The sequence below is a fragment of the Shewanella sp. 0m-8 genome, from assembly GCF_052977265.1.
Map to the genome: position 1 here is coordinate 37,557 of NZ_JBRIMB010000026.1, position 20,471 is coordinate 58,027.

General features: G+C 43.9%; 16 protein-coding genes. 13 read left to right on the forward strand and 3 right to left on the reverse strand.

The features are described from left to right. Window positions 1–5: 5 nt before the first annotated feature. Window positions 6–2,042 (reverse strand): putative bifunctional diguanylate cyclase/phosphodiesterase, encoded by a 2,037-nt coding sequence (locus ACVBIO_RS13215; RefSeq protein WP_447172787.1) that lies wholly within the window; start codon window positions 2,040–2,042, stop codon window positions 6–8. Between the two features lie 202 nt (window positions 2,043–2,244). Between ACVBIO_RS13215 and pnp the strand changes: the two genes are divergently transcribed. The 11 genes from pnp (at window position 2,245) to deoD (ending at window position 15,929) form a co-directional block, all read left to right on the forward strand. Further along, window positions 2,245–4,350, forward strand: a complete 2,106-nt coding sequence (pnp, locus tag ACVBIO_RS13220) for a polyribonucleotide nucleotidyltransferase (RefSeq protein WP_447160113.1) — start codon at window positions 2,245–2,247, stop codon at window positions 4,348–4,350. Between the two features lie 169 nt (window positions 4,351–4,519). Further along, complete coding sequence (nlpI, locus tag ACVBIO_RS13225) at window positions 4,520–5,410, forward strand: lipoprotein NlpI (RefSeq protein WP_447160112.1); 891 nt, start codon at window positions 4,520–4,522, stop codon at window positions 5,408–5,410. A gap of 159 nt (window positions 5,411–5,569) precedes the next feature. After that, a complete protein-coding gene (gene prfC / locus ACVBIO_RS13230; RefSeq protein WP_447160111.1) occupies window positions 5,570–7,150 on the forward strand; it encodes a peptide chain release factor 3 in 1,581 nt (526 codons plus the stop codon). Between the two features lie 155 nt (window positions 7,151–7,305). Then, window positions 7,306–7,638 carry a hypothetical protein gene (locus ACVBIO_RS13235; RefSeq protein WP_447172788.1) on the forward strand — a complete coding sequence of 111 codons (333 nt, stop codon included), beginning with the start codon at window positions 7,306–7,308 and terminating at the stop codon, window positions 7,636–7,638. Continuing rightward, window positions 7,638–8,432 (forward strand): TatD family hydrolase, encoded by a 795-nt coding sequence (locus ACVBIO_RS13240; RefSeq protein ID WP_447172792.1) that lies wholly within the window; start codon window positions 7,638–7,640, stop codon window positions 8,430–8,432. Before ACVBIO_RS13235 ends, ACVBIO_RS13240 begins: the two co-directional genes overlap by 1 nt. 179 nt (window positions 8,433–8,611) lie before the next feature. After that, window positions 8,612–9,871, forward strand: a complete 1,260-nt coding sequence (locus ACVBIO_RS13245; protein ID WP_447160108.1) for a NupC/NupG family nucleoside CNT transporter — start codon at window positions 8,612–8,614, stop codon at window positions 9,869–9,871. A 339-nt stretch (window positions 9,872–10,210) separates the two neighbouring features. After that, on the forward strand, window positions 10,211–11,038 hold the full coding sequence (locus ACVBIO_RS13250) for a nucleoside-specific channel-forming Tsx family protein (RefSeq protein ID WP_447172789.1): 828 nt from the start codon (window positions 10,211–10,213) through the stop codon (window positions 11,036–11,038). Window positions 11,039–11,616: 578 nt separating this feature from the next. Next, entirely contained in the window at window positions 11,617–12,390 is a 774-nt protein-coding gene (gene deoC, locus ACVBIO_RS13255) for a deoxyribose-phosphate aldolase (RefSeq protein ID WP_447160106.1), read from the forward strand. Between the two features lie 162 nt (window positions 12,391–12,552). After that, window positions 12,553–13,884, forward strand: coding sequence for a thymidine phosphorylase (deoA, locus tag ACVBIO_RS13260; protein WP_447160105.1), 1,332 nt, complete (start codon window positions 12,553–12,555; stop codon window positions 13,882–13,884). A 13-nt stretch (window positions 13,885–13,897) separates the two neighbouring features. Next, window positions 13,898–15,118, forward strand: a complete 1,221-nt coding sequence (locus ACVBIO_RS13265; RefSeq protein WP_447160104.1) for a phosphopentomutase — start codon at window positions 13,898–13,900, stop codon at window positions 15,116–15,118. A gap of 100 nt (window positions 15,119–15,218) precedes the next feature. Then, entirely contained in the window at window positions 15,219–15,929 is a 711-nt protein-coding gene (gene deoD / locus ACVBIO_RS13270; protein WP_447160103.1) for a purine-nucleoside phosphorylase, read from the forward strand. 114 nt (window positions 15,930–16,043) lie between these two features. Here the strand turns inward: deoD and ACVBIO_RS13275 are convergent, their stop codons facing one another. Continuing rightward, a complete protein-coding gene (locus tag ACVBIO_RS13275; RefSeq protein WP_447172790.1) occupies window positions 16,044–17,330 on the reverse strand; it encodes an AhpA/YtjB family protein in 1,287 nt (428 codons plus the stop codon). A 78-nt stretch (window positions 17,331–17,408) separates the two neighbouring features. Here ACVBIO_RS13275 and serB point away from each other — a divergent pair, with 78 nt between their 5' ends. Beyond that, window positions 17,409–18,416: a phosphoserine phosphatase SerB gene (serB, locus tag ACVBIO_RS13280; protein WP_447160101.1), complete on the forward strand. Its 1,008-nt coding sequence runs from the start codon at window positions 17,409–17,411 to the stop codon at window positions 18,414–18,416. A gap of 284 nt (window positions 18,417–18,700) precedes the next feature. Then, on the forward strand, window positions 18,701–19,609 hold the full coding sequence (locus ACVBIO_RS13285) for an alpha/beta fold hydrolase (RefSeq protein WP_447160195.1): 909 nt from the start codon (window positions 18,701–18,703) through the stop codon (window positions 19,607–19,609). Between the two features lie 95 nt (window positions 19,610–19,704). Here ACVBIO_RS13285 and ACVBIO_RS13290 read toward each other — a convergent pair whose 3' ends face one another. Continuing rightward, window positions 19,705–20,316, reverse strand: a complete 612-nt coding sequence (locus ACVBIO_RS13290) for a response regulator transcription factor (protein ID WP_447172791.1) — start codon at window positions 20,314–20,316, stop codon at window positions 19,705–19,707. Window positions 20,317–20,471 lie beyond the last annotated feature (155 nt).

Consider the following 20,471-nt stretch of genomic DNA (forward strand, 5'->3'; position numbering starts at 1 on the left):
ACGTTTTAGCTGATAAGTGAAGTTCGATTGGTTGCAATGTATTTTTCTTCAAACTCTTCTATTGGCAAAGGCTTACTAAAGTAAAACCCTTGGCCTATTTGGCAGCCACGCTCCTGCAACCAGGCTAGTTGTTGCTCACTTTCAATTCCCTCAGCCACAATGTTTAAGTCAAGCTGCTTACCGAGCATCAAGATGGTTGACGCGATAGCACTTTCCTCTGGTAGGTCGGACACAAAACAACGATCAATTTTCATGGTGGTAATGGGCAGGCGACGAAGGTACGACAACGAAGAATACCCGGTACCAAAATCATCAACCGCAATCCCAAACCCCGCACTCTTTAGCTCTCTAAGTTTGATAATGGACGACTCGATATCACTCATTAGAGAGGTCTCAGTTATCTCAATCTCTAACAGCTCTGGAGCGATTTGATAGCGTAGTGTCGCTTGCTTAATATCGGGCACAATACTGGCGTCTAGAAACTGCTGAGGAGCGACATTAATTGCAATAGGTAGTGAGAAATTATAACGCATTTGCCAATCTCTAATCGTCTTACAGGTTTGCTCAATTACCCAGCGCCCGATAGGTATAATGATACCAGTCTCTTCAGCCACAGGAATGAAAGATATTGGACTGATTAAACGTCCATCTTTTTGCCAGCGGATCAGTGCTTCACAGCCAATAACCTCTCCGGTTTTTATATCGAGTTTAGGCTGAAAATGGAGTAAGAATTCATTGTTTTTTAGTGCGTCATGTAAGGATGCTTCGGTTCTTAAGCGAACGGCTGCTCTTTCGGTCATTTGGGATTTAAAGAAAGACCACTGGTTCGACCCTGCAGCTTTTGCACTGTACATGGCGATATCTGCATGGCGAATTAGATCTTCTGCCCGCAGGCCATCGTCTGGGTAGATGGCGATACCTACCGAGGCCGCCGGGTGCACAGTATGCTCATTGAGTTGCATAGGGTTATTCAGTTGTATTAGCAGCTTATCGACAAATTCAGCCGCTTGGCTTGGTGACTCTAAACCATCCGCGAGTACCACAAACTCATCGCCCCCTAATCTAGCAACAGTGCCCATTTGGCCAACAGCAAGCTCTAAGGTACGGGCTACACGGATCAAAAACTGATCGCCAATCTCATGGCCTAAGGAGTCATTTACATTTTTGAATCGGTCTAAGTCAATAAATAGCAGTACGAATTGACATTGCTGTTTTTTTGCTCGCCCAATGGTTACCGCGATGGTTTCTAAAAGCAAAGTGCGGTTCGGCAAGCCCGTTAAGGGATCTCGGGTTGCCATTTTGCGTAATTTATTTTGAGTATTATCAAATTGAACCAAAATTTGATTTAGCTTAGAGGTGACGAGCCCGAGTTCATCATTACAGTGAGCACTGTCTATGGGTAGTAGGTTTCTCGCAGGAGACTCCGGGTCTATGTTGTCGATAGACTCACTGATGCGAGCAATAGGTTGGGTTAAAAATCGGTGAAATAATACCGACAATACCAGTGTGAGCAAAAATGCTCTCGCTAAGGTAGCCCAAAGGCTGAAGCGCAAAGTTGATATTAATGAACTGGTGAGCTCTTGGGTGTCATAAAAGACCGTTAAGGTACCAATCAGTTCTTCGTTACCATTACTGTCAACATAAAATGGTCGATACAGCGAGCGGGATAGCTGTTTGAAATCACCAAAAAGCGCAGCGCTAATTTCGCTATACACTTCAGCATTAGCCGCTCCGGGACCGTTACTGACTAACACGAACCGACTACCGTCTTCTAAATCCATTATTGCAGAGCTTACATGCTCAACTTTTAAGATCCCTTGTATTGTTTGCACGGCAAGTACATCATCTAACGCCCAGACTGCATTTGTTGCAGGTTGTTCGACGGAATCCAGTAGTTCGCGCTGGGTATCGGTTAACTCATGGCGGGCGTTAATAACGAGCAGAGAAATCTCAATAAGAAAGATGGCAACGGCAAAAAATAGCGTTGCAGATACGACCAAAATAGTCTGTTTCCACGTGAGGGATTTAAAGCGCTGCTCCATCAACTCTTGTCCTTTATATCAATGACTTATTTTTGTAGTGTTGATTGCTTTATGTTTACGTTGTACATGTTTTTTACCGAATGAAACCACTTTAGAGAAAAGATTCCGCTTTGTCATCAATCTATTCTCTTTATCTATTGAATAAACTTGCAGTATACTTACGCGCGTAATTAAGGTAATTAAATATTAAGGAATGGTTCACGTGAATCCAATCGTAAAGAGTTTTGAATATGGTCAGCACACAGTCACATTAGAGACTGGGGTTATCGCGCGTCAAGCAGATGCAGCTGTTTTGGCAAGTATGGGTGATACAACAGTTTTAGTAACTGTTGTTGGCAAGAAGTTTGAAGAGCCAGGCCGTGACTTTTTCCCGCTAACCGTTAATTACCAGGAAAAAACATACGCAGCCGGTAAGATCCCTGGTGGATTCTTTAAGCGTGAAGGTCGTCCATCTGAAGGTGAAACGCTGACTGCACGTCTAATTGACCGTCCAATCCGCCCACTATTCCCGAACGGCTTTAAAAACGAAGTTCAGGTTATCATTACTGTTGTTTCAGTTGATCCAGAAATCAGCCCAGAAGTTATCTCTATGATTGGTACTTCTGCAGCACTGTCTATCTCTGGTATTCCATTTAACGGTCCACTAGGTTCAGCTCGTGTTGGTTATGTAAACGGCGAATACATCTTAAACCCAACTGTATCTCAGTTAGTTGACAGCCAGCTTGAGCTATCTGTTGCCGGTACTGAAAGTGCAGTATTGATGGTTGAGTCTGAAGCAAGCGCATTGCCTGAAGAAGTCATGTTAGGTGCGGTTGTTTATGGTCACGACCAGCAGCAAGTTGTTATCAAAGCTATCAAAGAGCTACAAGCTGAAGTGAACAAGCCTGTATGGGAATGGGCTGCACCAGTTCAAGACCAAGAGCTTGTTGCTAAGATCAAAGGTTTGGCTGAAGCAGGTTTAACTGAAGCTTACCAGATTGAAGTTAAGCAAGATCGTTACGCTCAAGTAGGTGTTGTTAAAACAGCAACTAAAGAAGCATTGTTGGCTGAAAATCCAGATGCTAATACACGTGAAATCGACGGTCTTCTAGCTAGCCTAGAGAAGAAAGTGGTTCGTAGCCGTATTATCGCGGGTAACCCACGTATCGATGGTCGTGAACCAGATATGGTTCGTGCACTTAACGTGATGGCTGGTGTTCTTCCACGTACTCACGGTAGCTCACTATTCACTCGTGGTGAAACTCAAGCGCTAGTAACTTGTACTCTTGGTACAGAACGTGATGCACAGAAGATTGATAGCATCATGGGCGAGTACACTAACCGCTTTATGCTTCACTACAACTTCCCTCCATACTCTGTTGGTGAAACAGGCATGGTTGGTTCTCCAAAGCGTCGTGAAATTGGTCACGGTAAGCTAGCATGGCGTGGTATTAACGCTGTTATGCCAACAGCTGAAGAGTTCCCATACAGCGTTCGCGTTGTATCTGAAATCACTGAATCTAACGGTTCAAGCTCTATGGCTTCAGTTTGTGGTACGTCTCTTGCTCTTATGGATGCAGGTGTTCCAATCAAGACTTCTGTTGCGGGTATCGCAATGGGTCTAGTTAAAGAAGGCGACGATTTCGTTGTTCTTTCTGACATCCTAGGCGATGAAGATCACTTAGGTGACATGGACTTTAAAGTTGCTGGTACTCGCGACGGTATTACTGCGCTGCAGATGGATATCAAGATCGAAGGTATCACTAAAGAGATCATGCAGATTGCTCTACAGCAAGCATACGGCGCACGTGTTCATATCCTAAACGTAATGGACCAAGCTATCTCAGGTCACCGTGGTGATATTTCTGAGCATGCTCCACGTATTACAACAATCAAGATCAATCCAGAGAAAATTCGTGATGTTATTGGTAAAGGTGGTGCGACAATTCGTGCACTTACTGAAGAAACCGGTACTACAATCGAACTTGATGACGATGGTACAGTGAAAATTGCTTCTTCAAACGGTGATGCGACTAAAGAAGCTATCCGTCGTATTGAAGAGATCACTGCAGAAGTTGAAGTGGGTACAGTTTACAACGGTAAAGTTGTTCGTATCGTAGACTTCGGTGCTTTCGTAACGATTCTTCCTGGTAAAGATGGTCTAGTTCATATTTCACAAATCGCTGAAGAGCGTGTTGCGAATGTGTCAGACTACCTAGAAGTAGGTCAAGACGTTAAAGTTAAAGTGATGGAAGTTGACCGCCAAGGCCGTGTACGTCTTTCTATGAAAGAAGCTGCACCTAAAGCTGAAGCGCCAGCTGCTGAGTAAGCACTAGCACTTTAAATAAAAGGAGGCCTATGGCCTCCTTTTTTGTGCCTGTAAAAAATATCTTGATGAAATAAGCAACACTAATTGGAATATTTTCAAATCCTTGATAGCAGTAGTGAATAGGGGTTGCTATGATTGGAGCTATTGGTGAACTCAAAAGGTTAAATGGATGAATCAAAAGATGCGAACTGCCGTGGTCGTGGCTATGGCAAGCGTGAGTATGCTGCTAACAGGATGTGTATCAACTTCCGAAAGCGAACAACAAGCTTCGATTAAAGTCGCGCCGGTTTCTCCTGATTATAAATTAGAAATCACCTTAGCAAAATTGAATGAGATTTTGGCTTCTGTTGAGCTAACGCCTGAACAACGCGCACGATTTCATTATGACCGTGGTGTTATCTATGACCGCGTGGGCCTGCGTATACTAAGCCGCATTGATTTTCATCAAGCGCTAAAACTTCAACCTAATCTCGCAGATGCCTATAACTTCCTTGGTATTTATTACACTCAAGAAAGTGAATTTGAAAGCGCTTATGAAGCATTTGATGCTGTTTTAGAGCTGTCACCAGGTTATGACTATGCTTACCTTAATAGAGGGATTTCACTTTATTATGGCGAAAGGATGGAACTTGCTGTCTCTGATATGAACGACTTTTATGCTCGTGATCCATCAGATGGTTATCGAGTGTTGTGGTTATACTTAGCCGAACGTGAAGTGGATGAACTGGCTGCTCAAACGCAATTAGCGAATAATCGCACTAAGCTGCAAGCTAATGCTTGGTCAACTGCCTTGGTGGATTATTATTTAGGGCAAAAGAGTAAAGAGCAGATCTTTAGCCTGGCAAAAGAGGGATTAAAACACCCGAATGAATACGCTGAGCGCCTTTGTGAAGCGTATTTTTATATGGCGAAAATAGCGCAAAAACGTGGCGAAAACGTCGAAGCTGCGAACTATTTCAGATTAGCATTAGCCACTAATATCTATGATTTTGTTGAGCATAGGTACGCTCGACTCGAGCTTGCCAGAATAAACCAAATATTGCAGCCTGCGGCAAATTAGCGCGGGCTGCCTATAAATAAGCCTCCTGATGGAGGCTTTTTTATAGGCCGTCATTTACAAATCCTCCCCATACTGATTTTACGCTCTAGTTTGGTAGCCAAAATATAGGTGAACGGCTATAATTGCGGCCTTTGTGAACTCCCAGAATTACAGGTAAACATGTCAGGCAATAAAGTTGAGGTCGACAAACGTCGCACTTTCGCCATCATCTCTCACCCAGATGCGGGTAAAACCACCATTACTGAAAAGGTTCTTTTATTCGGCAACGCGTTACAAAAAGCGGGTACCGTAAAGGGCAAGAAATCAGGTCAGCACGCTAAGTCTGACTGGATGGAGATGGAAAAAGATCGCGGGATCTCAATTACGACTTCTGTAATGCAGTTTCCTTATCACGATGCGCTGGTGAACCTGCTAGATACGCCTGGTCACGAAGACTTCTCTGAAGATACCTACCGTACATTAACGGCGGTTGACTCATGTCTGATGGTGATTGACTCTGCTAAAGGTGTAGAGCAACGTACTATTAAGCTAATGGAAGTTACACGCCTACGTGATACGCCTATTGTGACCTTCATGAACAAACTTGACCGTGATATTCGCGATCCAATCGAATTGATGGATGAAGTGGAAGAGGTGCTGAACATTAAGTGTGCCCCTATCACTTGGCCAATCGGTGCAGGTAAAGAGTTCAAAGGTGTTTATCACCTATTGCGCGATGAAGTGATCTTGTACAAAGGTGGTATGGGTCATACCATTCAAGATTCTCGTATCATTAAAGGTTTGGATAACCCAGAGCTTGATGAAGCGATTGGTAGCTATGCCGCTGAAATTCGCGATGAGATGGAATTGGTTGTTGGCGCTTCACATGAATTTGACCACGAACTATTCTTAAAAGGCGAATTGACACCTGTTTACTTCGGTACAGCGTTAGGCAACTTCGGTGTTGACCATATTCTTGACGGTATCGTTGAGTGGGCTCCAACACCTCAGCCCCGCGAAACAGAAGTGCGCGACGTGCTGCCTGATGAAGAAAAGTTCAGTGGTTTCGTGTTTAAGATCCAGGCAAACATGGATCCTAAGCATCGTGACCGTGTGGCCTTTATGCGAATTTGTTCAGGTCGTTATGAGCAGGGCATGAAGATGCATCACGTACGTCTAGGTAAAGACGTAAACGTGAGCGACGCGTTGACCTTTATGGCCGGCGATCGTAACCGTGCTGAGGCTGCATATCCTGGTGATATTATCGGCTTACATAACCATGGTACGATTCGAATTGGTGATACTTTTACCCAAGGTGAGAAGCTTCGCTTTACTGGTGTACCAAACTTTGCACCAGAAATGTTTAGACGCATACGTTTACGTGACCCTCTGAAGCAAAAGCAATTGCTTAAAGGACTGGTCCAGCTTTCAGAAGAGGGCGCCGTACAGGTATTTAGACCACTGGACAGTAATGACTTGATCGTAGGCGCCGTGGGTGTGCTTCAGTTCGAAGTTGTTGTCGGTCGTTTAAAGACTGAGTATAAAGTAGAAGCTATTTACGAGGCTATCAGTGTGGCTACCGCTCGTTGGGTCTATTGTGATGATCACAAGAAGCTTGATGAATTCAAACGTAAGTGCAGCATGAACTTAGCGTTGGATGGTGGTGATAACTTGACTTACATTGCACCGACTATGGTTAATCTTAATCTGTCGATGGAACGTTATCCTGATATTGAGTTCGCTAAGACACGCGAAAACTAACAGTCATACGCGCTTTTTATATTAAGCTGTTATTTTTAACCCCAAGCCTAGCTTGGGGTTTTGTTTTTAAGCTCAGTGGCTCTTATGCTATGTATACTAATTATGTAATAGTTATCAGCTTGTGATTGACTCTATCAGCGTTTTGAGGAGGGTGTATGCGATATATAAGACGGTTATGGCATAAATACATTCAATGGTGTGATCGGATGGGCTTAACGCTTGAAAATCGCCGTTGTTGTGCACCACTGCTATCAGAACCTGAGCTTCCGCGAACAACAAAGCCGGTCTCAAAAAGTTGCGGTTCAGCTAAAGTAGAAGCAAAAGTAGTGGTCAATGGGAAACCTTTAAAACAAGTACCATTACCCCCAGCGCAGTTAACTCCAGTTCAATTATCCACAGTGCAGTCAGAGTCTAAAACTGAACATGATAAGCAACAGCTTCATGGCGTTTATCAGCAGTCAGCAGATAACGTAAGCGAGCTCAAGTGATGACTAATGCGGGTGTTTACGTACAGACTATTATTGATAGTCATGCCCATATCGACTTTCCAGAGTTTGATTGCGATAGGGGCTCGCTATTTGATGATATGCAAGCTGCAGGTATTAAGACGGTTGTTATCCCTGGTGTCTCTCCTGAGCGATGGGGACGGCAAATCGAAGTGGCTAAGCAATATAACTGTTTTTTTAGTTTAGGGATCCATCCTTGGTATTGCGAAAGTACAACAGATAATGACATTCAAAAGTTACGTGCTTTACTTACTTACTATAGAGATGACCCTAAATTAGTTGCAATCGGTGAATGTGGCCTAGATAAGTTACATAAAAGTAATTTCGCAACACAAATGATGGTGTTTAAAGCTCAAATCAGCTTAGCAAAAGAATTTGAGTTGCCTCTCATTATGCATGCGGTAAGAGCACATGGAGAAGTGATTAAGTGCCTTAGAAGCGAGAGCTTAGTGAAAACGGGCGTCATTCATGGTTTCTATGGTGGCCCCGAACTAGCAATGCAATATGTTAATTTAGGTTACAAGCTAGGCATTGGGGGGTTGTTGCTCAATGATAATGCACCTAAGCTGCAACAAACAGTAGCAAAGTTACCGCTAGAATCATTCGTTTTAGAAACCGATTCACCTGCTATGGCCCCTAAACGCAGTCAAACGAATCGTAATACCCCGCTAATTTTGCCTGAAATAATCAAAAAAATAGCAAATTTACAAAATAAATCAGCCGTTCTTATTTCCGAACAGATGTTTTTCAATGTCACGCAACTCTTTGACCTTTAATTTTTTTCTGTTCAAACAGATGTTCCGCGCACCGGAAATTCCAACGAAATCATTGAAATAAAACCTCAAAAACTTGATCAATACGACGCTTTTACCGACGTGGTCGGGTATAATCGGGGTCGTAAAAAAAGGTTGGTTAACAACATAATTAAAAAGTATTAACAATAGGGTGATGGTTAATGGATATTTTAATGAGTTTAGTAGGGGTGGTCACCTTACTAGCGATAGCTTTCGGGTTATCAAACAATAGAAAAGCAGTTAACAAGCGTACCGTTTTTGGTGCGTTAGCAATTCAAGCCGCTTTCGGTGGTTTTGTTTTGTACGTTCCAGTTGGTAAAGACATTTTGCAAGGAATGTCAGATGCAGTATCTAGTGTTATTGGATACGCTCAAAGCGGTATTGGTTTCTTATTTGGTGATTTAGCTAACTTTAAAGTTGGCTTTATTTTTGCCATTAACGTACTACCAATCATCGTTTTCTTCTCTTCTTTAATCGCAGTTCTTTACTACTTAGGCGTTATGCAGTGGATCATCCGTATTATCGGTGGTGCGCTACAAAAAGCATTGGGCACAAGTCGTACAGAGTCTATGTCTGCGACTGCTAACATCTTCGTTGGTCAAACTGAAGCTCCACTTGTTGTTCGTCCGTTTATCGCGACTATGACTAACTCTGAACTATTCGCCGTAATGGTGGGTGGTCTTGCATCTATTGCGGGTTCAGTAATGGCTGGTTACGCGCAGATGGGTGTACCTATTGAGTATCTAGTTGCGGCTTCGTTCATGGCAGCACCTGCTGGTCTATTAATGGCTAAGCTGATGCACCCAGAAACTGAAGAAGCAAAGAACGACATGAGCGACTTACCAGAAGATCCTGATAAGCCAGCTAACGTTCTTGACGCTGCGGCTGCAGGTGCTTCATCTGGTATGCATTTAGCACTTAACGTTGGTGCAATGCTTTTAGCATTCGTTGGCTTGATTGCTATGGTTAACGGTATTATCGGTGGCATCGGTGGATGGTTCGGTATGGAAGGCTTAACACTAGAATTAATTCTAGGTTATATCTTCATGCCTCTAGCATTCCTTATCGGTGTACCTTGGAACGAAGCACTTGTTGCTGGTTCTTTCATCGGTCAGAAGATTGTCATTAACGAATTTGTTGCTTACCTAAACTTTGCTCCATACCTAAAAGATCTTGCTGATGGCGGTATGGTTGTTGCTGAGACTGGTGTAGCAATGTCTGACCGTACTAAAGCGATTATCTCTTTCGCTCTATGTGGTTTCGCTAACCTATCTTCAATTGCGATTCTACTTGGTGGTCTAGGTTCTATGGCTCCGACTCGTCGTCATGACCTAGCTAAGCTTGGTATCCGTGCGGTTATCGCAGGTTCTCTAGCTAACTTAATGAGCGCAACACTCGCTGGTTTATTCTTAGCGTTGTAAGCCTCTATTAGGCTGGGCATTCATTGCCCAGTCTAAGCGCTATCCACCTTTTGGCTAGCGCTATATTAAATCAATCGTTTTCCAAACTAAGTGTTCTTTGAAATGATCAATAACTAGGGTTAGGGGTTATTTCGACTTAAATAAGACAATAATAGTGATTAGGCAGCATATTCGACCTTAAAATCACAAAGTTGTTCGAATGTTAAAACTTAGTGTTCGCATTTTTACATTAATCATGTTGATGTTTGACGTAAATAAAGTAGAATGCGCGCCATAAAAAAGAAACGCTGACTCTTCACTAAAGAAGCGCAGCAAACCATAAAATAAATGGGGTTGATGATGAAAAACGTTAAAACTTTCGCACTAGCAGCTACTGCTATCGCGGCAACTATGTCTGCACCTACATTCGCTGCTGACCGTACAGATCTTCGTTCTGGCGATTACAGCTGGATGCAGTTCAACTACATGTATGCATTTGATGAGCTTCCTGGCGAAGGCAGCCACGATTACCTAGAGATGGAATTTGGTGGTCGCGCTGGTATCGTTGACCTATACGGTTATGTCGATGTTTTCAACCCTTCAGAGCGTCCTGACAGCGATAAAGCTGGTAAGCCTAAAATGTTCATGAAGTTTGCTCCTCGCTTCTCTATCGATGGAATGACAGGTTGGGATCTTTCTGCTGGTCCTATTCAAGAAGTGTACATTTCTACGCTATTCAACTGGGGTGGCGGTGACGCAAACCTTTATGCTCCTGGTGCTGGTGATGTGAATAACGCTTCAATTGGTATCGGTGCTGACGTTATGGTGCCTTGGCTTGGCAAAGTCAGCATGAACCTATACAAGTACTATGAAATCCAAGCTAAAGATTGGAACGGTTACCAATTCTCTATGAACTGGTTCAAGCCTATCGTTAACTTTGACAACGGTTCATTCATTTCTTACCAAGGTTACTTAGATTACCAATTCGGTGCTGATGAGAACTTTAATGGTGCTACTAACAACACTACTAGCGGTGGTGTTATGTTTAACGGTATTTACTGGCACACTGATAATTACGCATTAGGTTACGGCCTAAAAGCGTATAACGATGTTTACCTAATTAACGATACAGAAGGCTTTAAGTCTACTGGTTTCGCACATTATGTAAGTGCTACTTACAAGTTCTAAGCATCGCTTAAAGCGTTGGCTTAAAACTGTGTAAATAGATGACAGAGCCGCGAGTTTCGCGGCTCTATCTTACAGCTCAAACATAACCCTTTAAACGCTCAACTTTTATTTAAACTTACGCTAATATTTTCATGCAAACAGGTTAATTTTTACTTAAGCATCAGCTATATTAACTATGCTCATTTTTAAGAGAGTATAAATACAGTTTGTTTAGGTAAGCATTAACGACTCATCACAAAATAAGATGAGCAGTCTATTGTTAGATAGATAAGATTTACTACGCGCTAAAATGGATTTTTCGCGGAAAGGCTGAAATAAGCAGTTTCAATTTCCCTTCCCGGTCTTCATGGATTCAAGTCGTGACACTAGTGTCAGGATGGTTGCGCTCAATTGAGTTTACAACGTTGGATACCTGAATAGAATCTTGATGTTAAGCGTTAAATGATGCTTAACATGTAATTCGGTAATGCCCGAAGGCCCGGCCCATAACAATAATCAAAATAAGCCAGTTCAAGGCATCGCCGTGCGATAATTTTCTGTTTTAAATTAATTATTTGAATCTTTCTCGGAGAGCTATTATGAGCGACTTAAAAAAAGCAGCACAACAAGCCATTAGTTTAATGGATCTTACAACGCTTAATGACGATGATACCGATCAAAAAGTCATCGACCTTTGTCATAAAGCTAAGACGCCTGCTGGCGACACTGCTGCTATCTGTATTTACCCTCGCTTTATTCCTATTGCGCGTAAAACACTAAATGAAATTGATGGCGACGATATCAAGATCGCAACAGTGACTAACTTCCCACACGGTAACGACGATATCGCTATCGCAGTACTAGAGACTCGCGCAGCAGTTGCCTACGGCGCAGACGAAGTTGACGTCGTATTCCCATACCGCGCACTAATGGCTGGCAACGAAACGGTCGGTTTCGAGCTAGTTAAAGCCTGTAAAGAAGCTTGTGGTGAAGATGCAATTCTAAAAGTTATCATCGAGTCTGGCGTATTAGCCGATCCAGCTCTTATCCGTAAAGCATCTGAGCTATCAATCGATGCGGGTGCTGACTTTATCAAGACATCTACTGGTAAAGTTGCTGTTAACGCAACACTGGAAGCCGCTGAGATCATGATGACAGTGATCAGCGAAAAGAACCCTAAAGTTGGCTTTAAGCCAGCTGGCGGCGTAAAAGATGCTGCAGCTGCTGCAGAGTTTTTAGGTGTTGCGGCTCGTCTTCTAGGTGATGACTGGGCGACGCCTGCGACATTCCGTTTCGGCGCTTCAAGCCTGTTGACTAACCTTCTTCATACACTCGAGCTAGGTGACGCACCACAAGGTGCACAAGGTTACTAATCTTTACTGATTAAGCTTGTTGTTAAGTGTGATCTAAATCTAATTAGGTGTATCAAAAGTTCGTTAGTATGTAACAATATTACGACTTTTGATTCCCTTTAGCGGAATGCTAACTGAAAGCACTATTTATTAGGAACTCAGTTACACTCTTGGAGGTAGTACATGTTTTTAGCTCAAGAAATTATTCGTAAAAAACGTAATGCTGAAGTTCTTTCGACTGAAGAGATCCAATTCTTCGTCAACGGTATCACCAACAATACTGTTTCAGAAGGTCAGATCGCAGCCCTAGGCATGGCGGTCTATTTCAACGACATGAACATGGATGAACGTATTGCGCTTACTACGGCGATGCGCGATTCTGGCACAGTACTAGACTGGAAATCGCTCGACCTTAATGGTCCAATTATTGATAAGCACTCAACCGGTGGTGTGGGAGATGTCATTAGTTTGATGTTAGGCCCAATGGCTGCTGCTTGTGGTGGTTATGTGCCGATGATTTCTGGCCGGGGTCTAGGCCATACAGGCGGTACGCTCGATAAATTCGATGCCATTCCTGGCTATAATACCGAACCTGATAGTGCGCTGTTCCGCAAAGTTGTAAAAGAAGCGGGTGTGGCCATTATTGGTCAAACAGGCGATCTCGTTCCAGCTGACAAGCGTTTCTATTCTATTCGTGATAATACCGCGACCGTAGAGTCTATCTCTTTAATCACAGCTTCTATTCTTTCTAAAAAGCTTGCCGCAGGTCTTGATGCTTTGGCGATGGACGTCAAAGTCGGTACTGGCGCATTTATGCCGACTTATGAAGCCTCTGAAGAGCTCGCACGCAGTATTACCGCTGTCGCAAACGGAGCGGGCACTAAGACAACTGCATTGCTAACTGATATGAACCAAGTACTGGCTTCATGTGCCGGTAACGCTGTAGAGGTGAAAGAAGCGGTCGACTTTATGACGGGTGCTTACCGTAACCCGCGTCTGTATGAAGTGACCATGGGTCTATGTGCTGAGATGTTAGTGCTAGGCGGGATCGCCAGTACTGAGGCTGAAGCGCGCGTAAAACTCAACGCAGTACTGGATAACGGTAAAGCGGCAGAGATCTTTGGTCGCATGGTGTCAGGTTTAGGCGGTCCAGCAGATTTTGTTGAGAACTACAGCAAGTACCTACCTGATTCTCAAATTATTCGTCCAGTGTATGCAGACAAAGCCGGTTTTGCATCGGCAATGGATACCCGAGAACTTGGACTTGCAGTCGTTACCTTGGGCGGTGGTCGCCGTAAACCTGGGGATACTCTCGATTACAGCGTCGGACTTTCTAAAGTTTGCGCACTAGGTGATGAGATTAACGCTGATAAGCCTATTGCATTTATTCATGCTCAATCTGAAGACGCCTTTGCTGAAGCACAAGCTGCAGTGAAAAAAGCGATTCATATTGGCGATACCAAACCAGACAAAACTCCGGAAATTTATCGTTATATCCGCGAGTCAGATCTGTAACGGAGCACAGTTTATGAAACGTACTATAATCATGATGCTAGATTCATTCGGCATAGGTGAAGCGCACGACGCGCATGCCTTTGGTGATGTGGGTTCAAACACATTTGGCAATATCGCTAAAGCGTGTGCTGAAGGTAAGGCAAATGATGGTCGTGAAGGCCCATTAAAACTGCCTAACCTAGCTCGACTAGGTCTTGGTCATGCATCAAAAGAGAGCACCGGTGAGTTTCCTGCTGGCTTTGGTGATGATGTAGAGATCATTGGGGCATATGGCCATGCTGACGAGTTAAGTTCTGGTAAAGATACACCAAGTGGGCACTGGGAAATGGCTGGCGTACCTGTTCTTTATGAATGGGGTTACTTTGGCGATAAGCAGAACTCTTTTCCAAAAGAGCTAACTGATAGAATCCTTGCAAGAGCCGGTCTAACTGAGTTTCTTGGTAACTGCCACTCTTCAGGCACGATAATTTTAGAAGAGCTTGGCGAAGAGCATATGCGCACCGGCAAGCCAATTTTCTATACTTCGGCTGACTCTGTTTTCCAGATTGCATGTCACGAAGAGAGCTTTGGTCTTGAGAAGCTTTATGAGCTTTGTATCATTGCCCGTGAAGAGCTTAGCGATTACAACATCGGTCGTGTTATTGCGCGTCCATTTGTGGGAACTTGCGCAAGTGATTTCGAGCGCACAGGTAATCGCCGCGATTACGCGGTTGAGCCACCTGCCCCCACAGTGCTTGATAAACTTAAAGCAGCCGGTGGCGAAGTGGTCAGCGTAGGTAAGATTGCTGATATTTATGCACATTGCGGTATTACCAAAAAAGTTAAAGCGACAGGTCTTGAAGCCTTGTTTGATGCGACATTAGAGCAAGTTAAACAAGCGGGTGAAAATACTATTGTATTTACTAACTTCGTAGACTTTGATTCGCATTATGGTCATCGTCGCGACGTAGCGGGTTACGCACGTAGCCTTGAGTATTTTGACTCTCGCTTACCTGAGATTTTAGCGTTACTCGATGAAGATGATTTCTTGCTGCTAACGGCAGATCACGGTTGTGATCCAACTTGGCCAGGCAGTGATCATACTCGCGAACGTGTACCAGTTTTAGCCTATGGTGCAGGCCTTGAGCCTGGTTCATTAGGGCTGCGAAACAGCTTTGCTGATATGGGGCAATCCATTGCCAGCTACTTTAAGCTTGAACCAATGGAATATGGCGAATCATTTATTCGCTTATAAACGGTTACGGAATTTAAATTTGGCGGCTCTGATTGGGCCGCTAGTAAACAAGACTTAAGTTGATTACGACGGTCTAAAAATATAAATAGGGGTTATTCTGATGGCTACACCACACATTAATGCAGTAGACGGTGCATTTGGCGATACAGTGCTATTTCCAGGCGATCCATTACGCGCTAAGTACATTGCAGAAACGTTTCTAGAAAACGTTGAGCAAGTGACTGACGTACGTAACATGCTAGGCTTTACTGGTACTTACAAAGGCGTTCGTATTTCAGTTATGGGCTCAGGCATGGGTATTCCTTCTTGCTCAATCTACGCAACTGAATTGATTAAAGACTACGGCGTTAAGAACCTAATCCGCGTTGGCACTTGTGGCGCGATCAGCACTGACGTTAAAGTACGTGACGTGATTATCGGTATGGGTGCTTGTACTGACTCACAAGTTAACCGTTTACGTTTCAAAGGCCAAGATTTCGCAGCTATTTGTGATTACAGCCTACTAGCTGCTGTTGTTAAAGCTGCTGATGCAAAAGGTACTAAGTACCGCGTTGGTAACGTTTTCTCAGCAGACCTATTCTACACGCCAGATCCAGAAATGTTTGATGTGATGGAAAAGATGGACGTTCTTGGTGTCGAAATGGAAGCTGCTGGTCTATACGGCGTAGCGAAAGAGTTCGGTGCTAAAGCCTTGTGTGTTGTTACTGTATCTGATCATATCCGTACAGGTGAAAAGACCTCTTCTGATGAGCGTCAATCAACCTTCAACGAAATGATCGAAATGACACTAGAAGCTGCTATTACTCTGTAATCGCTAAACTTCGCAGTCGTTGACTGTAGTGTGAAAAACGGACGCTTATGCGTCCGTTTTTGTTTTCAGTCTACAGGCAAGTACCGGTGCTTTTAAAAAGCGCTAGAGTTATTGTTACTCACTCTTCGGCTTTGGTTTTGGCTTAGCTTCGGCCTCTGTTACTGGCTCAGCTTTAGTCTTTGGTTTTGCAGGCGCTTTAGGCTTTTCTGCAGTCTTAGATTCTGCCTTAGCCTTAGGTTTTACCTTCGTCTTTGGCTTGGATCTAGGTTTCACCGCAGGGGTTTCCTCTGCAGCACTTTGCTTTTTTAACTGGCTGGTATTAGTCGCAGCTGCCTTTTTTGGGACTGGTGTCGAGACTGGCTTTAGCATTGTTGCTGACGTTGCTGACGTTGCTGACGTTGCTGACGTTGCTGACGTTGCTGACGTTGCTGAAGGCTCAGGCTCTAACGTTAGCTTTGGCGCTAATTGTGACTTTGAGCTTGATTCTGACTCAAATTCCGACTCAAATCCAGGGCGCCGCTTTGGCTCAGATTCGATTTGAGCATTAGCATTGCTTGGTTTTACTGTTTCTGTTTTAGGCGTGTGTTTTACGACTTCGGTTTCATTGCCATTTCCACTCCCTACTTGCTCAGATGTAGATGAACTGATTTCTATTAAGTTAGCTTCACTGGTCTTAGGCTCGATACTGGAAGTGACTTCAGTTGTCTCAGTGCTTTTTGCGCGCTTTTTATCTTCCGCAGCTTGTTTCTTGGCAGCCTTCGCGGCGGCTTTTTCATTTTTCTTTGTGAGTATTTGCCTGAGTTTGACTCTGGCTTTACGTCTATCAAAATCGGCACGTTTAAACGACAGGGCACGAGATAGCAACATACCAATCAAACCAGCAATAAGCAGCATCATCTGTTGCTGCTCCATGTTGATTTGGTGAGCCTCTTTTATTTCATTGAAGAAATACCTAGGTTCTAGGCGCACCTCAACATAACCCAAGTTTTTACCATCTTGAGAGACTGCCTCAACATAAGGCGGGTATTGTGCTAATGCATTGGTTAGCTCTGTTGATTCTGGCTCTAAGTCCTCATCGATAACGCTTTGGGCAAAGGAGAGTCTCACGCCATCTTCACTAAAGATGCTGGCAGACATGACTTTAGGATCTAAAACAAGCGCTTGAGCAAGCCATTGCAGCTGCTCGTCATTTTCTAACTGTAATGCCGGTGCAGCGCCATAAGCGGTTTGCTGCACCAGTAATCTTGCCATCTTTTCTGTTTGGGACTTTAGAAGCTGCTGCCCTTGTAGTAGGCTAGTTTCCCACAACTGATCGAGACCGATGAATAATGCGATAGCAACCATGATCTGCAATAATCGACTTATTCGATGGCTCTTTTTTAGGCCTTTTAAATAGAACACTGAAACCCTTAATTTGTTGTGTACTCACTTAATCATAATTGATTATGTCTGTACTCGATAGTTGGAGAGTCATAACTAATGAAAAATGCGAGTCAATCTACTGTTTTTGCTTGGTTAAACACCGAAAGTAGCACGTCTTTAATTGCTGGGAAACAAAGATTTTCTCGCCATAATGAAGCTGAGTACCCGTTAAGCTTTTCACGCTATCGAGTGGTATTTTTTTCAGCGCAAAAAGCGGTCGATAAAGCATGGCAAGCGCAGTTGATTGCTGTTGAGAACTGGCTGACTTCATTAAGTGTTGATTTAAGCCTTGCAATAATCAAGCGAGACTGCGACTTGACTTGTATTGAGGTTTGTCTTGAACCTTCACTCACTGTAGCGCAACAGGCTGCTTGCAATGCGCTATCTGGTGTTGAGTTATTCGAGTTATTTGCCAATGCTCCTGTTATTAATCAACCAGGCTTGCTGGTGATGGATATGGACTCCACAGCGATAGAGATTGAGTGCATCGATGAACTGGCTGTTATGGCTGGAGTGGGCGCCGAAGTTGCAGAAGTGACAGAGCTTGCTATGCAAGGCGAGCTTGATTTTGAGCAAAGCCTCAGGGCGCGAGTGGCGAAACTTAACGATGCCGATGCGCAAATTATCGAAGCCTTGTGTGACCGGTTACCACTCATGCCTGGACTTAAAGAGATGATTGCTGAGCTGAAAAGTCATGGTTGGCGTACGGTGGTCGCATCTGGAGGCTTTACTCCATTTGTTAACCACCTTAAGCAGCTGTTGGCACTCGATGCCGCTTTTGCCAATGAGCTAGATATTGCTAAGGGGAGGTTGCTTGGTAGTGTATCGGGTCAAGTTGTCGATGCGCAGTTTAAGGCCGATACCGTGCTTAACTGTGCACAGCAATGGCAAATAGAGGCTGGGCAAAAAGTCGCTATTGGTGATGGTGCCAATGATATTCCGATGATCCATGCTGCAGACTTTGGTATCGCCTATCATGCTAAGCCTAAGCTAGCTCAGGTGGCAGATGCAAAGATTAATAAGTTAGATTTAAAGACGCTGCCTTATCTGTTTCAGCTTAAGTGATCTCTTCGGTGTTGTTGCGACTCTTGCCTGAACACGCATGTTGTACTCTCTTGCTGCAACCTTTTGCTGTTACATAGGCCGGTTTAACTAAAAAGCTCATGACTATTCCGTTATGAGCTTTTGTTTTAAAACACAGCTATCATCTTGATTCATTTAGTTGATACATCTTCAAAGCTGTTTTAATGACGAATTAAACCTGTTTACGACCATTTAATTAGAGTGTTTACTCTTGTCTTTGTGTTATGACTTCAGTAGCTTATCTAAAAAAAGATGAGTACTTGCCGTTGAATATCCAACAAAAATCCTTTTATGTACCCTATAAGCATGGTCACCTTCATCTTAGGCAGATAGTGCCAGTTCAAGCTGATATGAATAAGCCGCCAGTGTTAATGTTACATGGCGCAATGTCTAATGGCCGAGTGTTTTATAGCGATTCTGGCAAGGGGCTTGGTTGCTACTTAGCAGATTCTGGCGTGGTGGTTTATGTACTCGACACACAAGGTCGGGGGCTCAGTGAGCCTAAACTGGCTCGTGGTTTTACTGGGGGGCAGGGGGAGGTCATTAGAGAGCAGTTACCTCTTATTCAGCAATATATTTTATCACTTCACCCAAATGTTAAAACCGTACATTGGTGCGCCCATTCATGGGGTGGAGTATTGATGGCGAGTGCTATCGCTCGCTATGATCATTTACAGCAATCTGTAGCGTCACTGGTGACCTTTGGCAGTAAGCGCCGCATACAAGTTAAGTCATTACAGAAATGGCTTACGGTTAATCTGGTGTGGAATAAACTTGCGCCCTTGATTGCTTGGCGCAGTGGTTACCTCCCAGCTGACAAACTTAAGATAGGGATGGACAATGAGTCTCGAGCATCATTAAGGCAAACTATCGAGTGGGTTGGCGGGCATTGGATAGATAATGATGATGGTTTTGATTACGCCAGTGCTGCCAAGCAGGCCAACTGGCCTAAGTCTTGGTTTATCGCTGGTAAGGGCGATAAGGTATTAGGTAACCCAAGTGATGTGCAGCGAATGATAAAAGAATGTCATATCAAGCAGGTCGACTACACCTTGTTATCGAAGAAGCAGGGGTTTAAACATGATTATGACCACGGCGGCATGTTAACTCACAAAGATGCTGTCGCAGATCACTTTCCTCGGATCAAAGACTGGTACCACAGCTTTAACGGCTAACGATTTTGCTGTTTGCTGTTTGCTGTTTGCTGTTTGCTGTTTGCTGTTAGCTAGCGGTTAGTTTGAGCTGTGATATGGCCGCAACGTCAACGGCTCTAGTCACTTTGTGAGGAGAGTAGTGGCGCGAGTTTGACTAACTCGGCTAGATTACTGACCCCGAGTTTACTCATCAGTTTTGAGCGGTGCACCTCAATCGTTCTTAGCGCCACACAGAGTTCATTTGCCATCTGCTTATTGGTATTACCGGCAATGACTAAATCAAAAATTTGCGCCTCTCGTTCAGTTAATGTGTCAATCAAGGCTTGATGGGTTAACTTCCAATGTTGGCGGACGCTGTACGCTAAGCCCTTGGCAATAGATTGCGATAAAAGGTTGCCTTGTACAGGCTTTTGGAAAAAGTCGAAAGCCCCATTTTTAAAGGCATCCACAGCCATAGGCACATCGCCGTGACCCGTTAAGAATATGACAGATAAAGGGCTTTTAGCTTGTGTGAGCAGTTGCTGCACTTGTGGGCCGGTAAGTCCTGGCATTCTGGCATCTAAGATCACGCAGCCAGCCTGGCTTAAATCAATCTCTGCAAGAAAGCGCACGCCACTACTAAAGCAGCTTAGCTTATAGCCGTAGCCATCCATTAAAAAGCTGATGGAATCAACAATTGCTTCGTCATCGTCAACTAAATAGACCGGGCCGTTGATTTGCTGTTGCACAGTGTCTTCTCATATTTATACGGGGATAAATGATAGATATCCCAGTTCCCAGTTTTTAGCGAACTATTTTTCATAAAGCATGAATTGCATCACGCAGCAAAAAAGTGGACCTAGCGTAAGCTATCGCTAATCAACACAATTCCTCTATTCGATTA

Excerpts from the sequence above, each read along its gene's own strand:
- ACVBIO_RS13215 (WP_447172787.1), bottom strand. The coding sequence starts at position 2,042 with ATGGAGCAGCGCTTTAAATCCCTCACGTGGAAACAGACTATTTTGGTC.
- nlpI (WP_447160112.1), top strand. The coding sequence starts at position 4,520 with ATGAATCAAAAGATGCGAACTGCCGTGGTCGTGGCTATGGCAAGCGTG.
- prfC (WP_447160111.1), top strand. The coding sequence starts at position 5,570 with ATGTCAGGCAATAAAGTTGAGGTCGACAAACGTCGCACTTTCGCCATC.
- ACVBIO_RS13235 (WP_447172788.1), top strand. The coding sequence starts at position 7,306 with ATGCGATATATAAGACGGTTATGGCATAAATACATTCAATGGTGTGAT.
- ACVBIO_RS13240 (WP_447172792.1), top strand. The coding sequence starts at position 7,638 with ATGACTAATGCGGGTGTTTACGTACAGACTATTATTGATAGTCATGCC.
- ACVBIO_RS13245 (WP_447160108.1), top strand. The coding sequence starts at position 8,612 with ATGGATATTTTAATGAGTTTAGTAGGGGTGGTCACCTTACTAGCGATA.
- ACVBIO_RS13250 (WP_447172789.1), top strand. The coding sequence starts at position 10,211 with ATGAAAAACGTTAAAACTTTCGCACTAGCAGCTACTGCTATCGCGGCA.
- deoC (WP_447160106.1), top strand. The coding sequence starts at position 11,617 with ATGAGCGACTTAAAAAAAGCAGCACAACAAGCCATTAGTTTAATGGAT.
- deoA (WP_447160105.1), top strand. The coding sequence starts at position 12,553 with ATGTTTTTAGCTCAAGAAATTATTCGTAAAAAACGTAATGCTGAAGTT.
- ACVBIO_RS13265 (WP_447160104.1), top strand. The coding sequence starts at position 13,898 with ATGAAACGTACTATAATCATGATGCTAGATTCATTCGGCATAGGTGAA.
- deoD (WP_447160103.1), top strand. The coding sequence starts at position 15,219 with ATGGCTACACCACACATTAATGCAGTAGACGGTGCATTTGGCGATACA.
- serB (WP_447160101.1), top strand. The coding sequence starts at position 17,409 with ATGAAAAATGCGAGTCAATCTACTGTTTTTGCTTGGTTAAACACCGAA.